Annotated in this window: 4 protein-coding genes; all 4 read right to left on the bottom strand. The window is 62.5% G+C overall.

Features of this window, described 5'->3' with window-relative positions:
* Nucleotides 1-261: 261 nt before the first annotated feature.
* Nucleotides 262-462, bottom strand: a complete 201-nt coding sequence (locus tag WCJ41_RS20910; RefSeq protein WP_336907771.1) for a hypothetical protein — start codon at nt 460-462, stop codon at nt 262-264.
* A 14-nt stretch (nt 463-476) separates the two neighbouring features.
* Nucleotides 477-1,724 carry a DNA modification methylase gene (locus tag WCJ41_RS20905; protein ID WP_336907770.1) on the bottom strand — a complete coding sequence of 416 codons (1,248 nt, stop codon included), beginning with the start codon at nt 1,722-1,724 and terminating at the stop codon, nt 477-479.
* Between the two features lie 36 nt (nt 1,725-1,760).
* Nucleotides 1,761-2,189, bottom strand: coding sequence for a DUF1810 domain-containing protein (locus WCJ41_RS20900; RefSeq protein ID WP_336907769.1), 429 nt, complete (start codon nt 2,187-2,189; stop codon nt 1,761-1,763).
* 185 nt (nt 2,190-2,374) lie between these two features.
* Nucleotides 2,375-2,947 carry a hypothetical protein gene (locus WCJ41_RS20895; protein ID WP_336907768.1) on the bottom strand — a complete coding sequence of 191 codons (573 nt, stop codon included), beginning with the start codon at nt 2,945-2,947 and terminating at the stop codon, nt 2,375-2,377.
* Nucleotides 2,948-3,197: the final 250 nt, after the last annotated feature.

Here is a 3,197-nt window from a genome sequence, read left to right as displayed (position 1 = left end):
AATTTGGCGTGGACGGGCTCGCCAAGTGGGCTCTCCAAATGAGCGCCAACGGTCAGCCCCGAAAAGCTGATCAGGACAGGCTAGACGCTGCACTGTGCGCACTGATTGGTCTGACCTGGCGCGCTGGGCCTGTCACCTCCTCAGCGTTGCTGGGCGACTTGCACACCGGTTACATGGTTACACCTGTTTCGGACGCCACACGGAACAGACTTGAGCGGGCAGCAACGCGGTACGGCGTGCCTTATCGTTGACGCTCCACTCTTAGCCTCGCATCCGAATCATCTCAAACACACGCCGCAAGGCATAGGAACGGACGATCGACATGACCGTGAAGACACCTCCGATCTTCAAGTTCTGCGCTAGCGTCGGCTGCAGCCCGAACATCGGGAACACGATGATCTGCGTGAGCACGGCAAGTCCGTAGCCCACGACGATGTTGGTGACAGACTCCACGAGGGACATCCACCGCGACTGCATCAGGCGGCGTCCCCCGGCTTGGGCTTCCGAGCGACCTTCAGGTCATCAAACGTCCGGTCTTCGCCATCCAGCACAGCCTTGTTGCCGCTGTAGTCCTGCCAGCGCTGGACGATAACGTCGACGTATCTAGGATCGAGCTCCATGAGCCGGGCCGACCGCCCGGTGCGCTCGGCCGCAACCAGGGTCGTTCCTGAGCCGCCGAACAGGTCGAGGACAATGTCCCGGCTTTTCGTGGAATTGGTGATGGCGCGCTCAATCAGTTCCACCGGCTTCATGGTGGGGTGCAGGTCATTGACCCGGGGCTTGTCGACGAACCAGACGTCACCCTGGTCACGCGCGCCGCACCAGAAATGGTCGGCCCCCTGCTTCCAGCCATAGAGGATCGGCTCGTACTGGCGCTGGTAGTCCGCCCTCCCCAGTGTGAAGGTGTTCTTGGCCCAGATGATGAAGGTCGACCACTTGCCGCCTGCTTCGGTGAAGGCCTTCTGCAGGGTATGGAGCTCAGACGAGCTCATGCAGATGTAGCAGGCGCCCTTCGTCACCATCAGCAGGTTGACGCAGGTGTCGTATAGAAACTGGTAGAAGCCGTCACCAAGGGCATCGTTCAGGATGCGCCGGTCCTTGGTGAGCTTCTTGTCCTTGGCGGCATTGCCGTAGTCGACGTTGTAGGGCGGATCGGTCACGGCAAGATCTGCCAGCTGCCCGTCCATCAGCCTGTCGAGGTCAGTCGAAACCGTGGCATCGCCGCAGAGAACGCGGTGGTTCCCGAGGATCCACAGATCGCCGGGCTTCGTGACCGGGTACTCGGGCACCTCGGGTGCCTCGTCCGGATCGGTCAGCCCCTCGACCTTCTCGACGCCCAGCAGCCCTTCAAGCTGCTCGCTGTCGAAGCCGGTGAGGTCAAGGTCGAAGCCGTCGAGCTTCAGATCACCGAACTCGAGGCGGAGGAGCTCATCATCCCACTGGGCGTTCTCGTGGGACCGGTTGTCCATCAGCCGGTAGGCCCTGGCCTGGGCCGGCGACAGGCCCTCCGCCACATGAACGGGGACGGTCTTCAGGCCCAGCGCTTTGGCGGCCTCGAGACGGGTGTGGCCGACGATCAACACCATCTTCTCGTCGACGACGATGGGCTGGCGGAAGCCGAACTCGGCGATGGACGCCTTCACGGCATCGATGGCCGCGGTGTTGTTGCGGGGATTCCGCGCATAGGGGACCAGCGTCTCCACCGGCATGTCGGTGACGATCATCAGTTACCCCGCAGATGTAGTGGAATTCGAGGACCGTCAACGCGATGGACGGATACCCAGCAGCTCAAGCGTCGCCGCGTCTTCGCGCCCCCCGCAGTAGCGGACCAAGGCTTCCCGGAACGGCTTGTCGCCGCCATTCGCCAAGGCGAAGAGCGTCATCGACGAGCAGAACTTCACGTCATCGGGCGAGCCGAAGATCTCGTGCAGCGTCTTGCCCGTAACGCCCAAGACGGCCTCGACGCACTCCTTCAGCCGCGGCCCCAGGATGGCGTGGCCCAGGTAGGCACGAGCCTCAGCGAGGTTCTCGGTCCCGTAATGCTGGGCCATGGGCGACCGGCCGAGACCCCGAAGCTGCGGGAAGACGAACCACATCCAGTGGGTCTCCTTGCGCCCGGCGCGAAGCTCGCGGAGCACGGTCTCGATTACCGGCTCCTGTGCCATCACGAAGCGGTCGAGATCGAACATCTTGCCCCCGAAACACTGCTGATTATCGGCAGTCTAAGCACCTTCCGCGCGGGCCTACAAATCGCACCATCGGCTATCCGATTCAAAACAAAACGGAAAAACGAAACCCAGAAAAACACGAGAAATCCGGGCGGCGGCGGCTGCGCTACGCAGAACCCCGCAATGGGGCTCCTAGCCCCGCCCCCCTACGCAGCACTACGATTGCGCGGGAGCCCGCGAAACCCCGCGCCGGTCGTCATCAGTTCGATCAGACGCGCAGATTCATTCAGCACGCGCGGGTGCTGGTCCGTCCAGGCGGCGTACGCTTCGTCACGCAGCATTTCTACGGGGACCGCAGGACCCCAGAGCTGCTCGATGGGAAAGCGTCCCTTGCCGGTGCGTTTGAACACGCCGCCGCCGTAGCGCTTCACCACGAAGGCAGAGCCGAAGGTCTGCGCCCTGCCCCATATCTTCGCACGCACGCCATAGGAGAACTGCTTTGCGCCGAAGAAGGACAGCGGCAGATGGCGGCCTGTGCCGGAGGTCACCGTGGACATCGTGGAGCGGGTCGCCGACTTGAAGCGCGTCGCTGCATTGACGGCACCGCGCGGGATCGAAGACTGCTGGGCGAGCGACCGGCGCAGCTGGGTGAAGGACTTGCGCCCCTCCTTGTTCAGCGCCATCGAGAAGGCACGGCGGGCTTCGCCCTCGCCCATTCGCAGGCAGGCAGCCTCGAAGCGGATCCGGATATCGTCAGCCTCGAGGAAGCGAACTCGCATTACCTGCCTCCGAAATGCAAAACGCCCGGAGGGTTATCTCCGGGCGCAGTTGTGAGCTTTCAATATCGGAACTTTTAACCGTGTCGCAAGCTGTCGTCAAGTATTTTATACAATAACTTCAACATGATGACTGCCGCGTGATGCTGCGCAGCTCCGAGAAACGCTGCGCACTCCTGTCGTGTGGATAAGTCTCAGCGCAGCCTGAAGACGCGCACCAGGGCGTTGAGCGCCACACGCAAGTTGCCGATGT

The organism is Aestuariivirga sp., from assembly GCF_037139295.1.
GTDB lineage: Bacteria > Pseudomonadota > Alphaproteobacteria > Rhizobiales > Aestuariivirgaceae > Aestuariivirga.
The sequence above is the reverse complement of the archived record's forward strand: the minus strand, read 5'-3'. Positions and strand labels throughout refer to the sequence as shown.

What these genes read in the sequence shown, in the direction of transcription:
- WCJ41_RS20895 (WP_336907768.1), bottom strand. Translation starts at nt 2,947, where the DNA reads ATGCGAGTTCGCTTCCTCGAGGCTGACGATATCCGGATCCGCTTCGAG.
- WCJ41_RS20905 (WP_336907770.1), bottom strand. Translation starts at nt 1,724, where the DNA reads ATGATCGTCACCGACATGCCGGTGGAGACGCTGGTCCCCTATGCGCGG.
- WCJ41_RS20910 (WP_336907771.1), bottom strand. Translation starts at nt 462, where the DNA reads ATGTCCCTCGTGGAGTCTGTCACCAACATCGTCGTGGGCTACGGACTT.
- WCJ41_RS20900 (WP_336907769.1), bottom strand. Translation starts at nt 2,189, where the DNA reads ATGTTCGATCTCGACCGCTTCGTGATGGCACAGGAGCCGGTAATCGAG.